This window comes from Mesorhizobium sp. M1E.F.Ca.ET.063.01.1.1, from assembly GCF_003998155.1.
Lineage (GTDB): Bacteria > Pseudomonadota > Alphaproteobacteria > Rhizobiales > Rhizobiaceae > Mesorhizobium.
The window spans coordinates 1-487 of record NZ_RZSC01001559.1; the positions used below are offsets into that span (position 1 = coordinate 1).

1 protein-coding gene is annotated in these 487 nt (G+C 69.2%); it reads left to right on the forward strand.

From position 1 onward, the window contains the following. Window positions 1-450, forward strand: a 450-nt coding sequence (locus EOA29_RS39775; protein WP_189479198.1) for a GTPase, incomplete at its 5' end; no start/stop codon positions are given. Between the last annotated feature and the right edge of the window lie 37 nt (window positions 451-487).

Consider the following 487-nt stretch of genomic DNA (forward strand, 5'->3'; position numbering starts at 1 on the left):
CTCTATCCCGGCCTCGGCGTCGCCCGGATCGACGGTCGCGAATTCGTCATCGCCGACATCCCCGGGCTGATCGAGGGCGCGCATGAGGGCGTCGGCATTGGCGACCGCTTCCTCGGCCATGTCGAGCGCACGCGCGTGCTGCTGCATCTCGTCTCCGCCCAGGAAGAGAACCCCGGCAAAGCCTACAAGACCGTGCGCGCCGAGCTCGAGGCCTATGGCCACGGGCTGGCCGAGAAGGTCGAGATCGTGGCGCTCAGCCAGATCGACATCCTCGACGCCGAGGCGCGCAAGAAGAAGACGGCCTCGCTTAAGCGCGCCGCCGGCCGCGCGCCGCTGCTGTTGTCGGCCGTCACCGGCGAAGGCGTGGAAGCGGTGCAGCGCGCGCTGATGGCTGTCGTGGCCGAGGCCCGCGACGCCGTTCCGGCGCCCGTCGACACGCGCTGGCAGTGACCATGCAATCGCTGAAGAAATACCGGCGCATCACCGT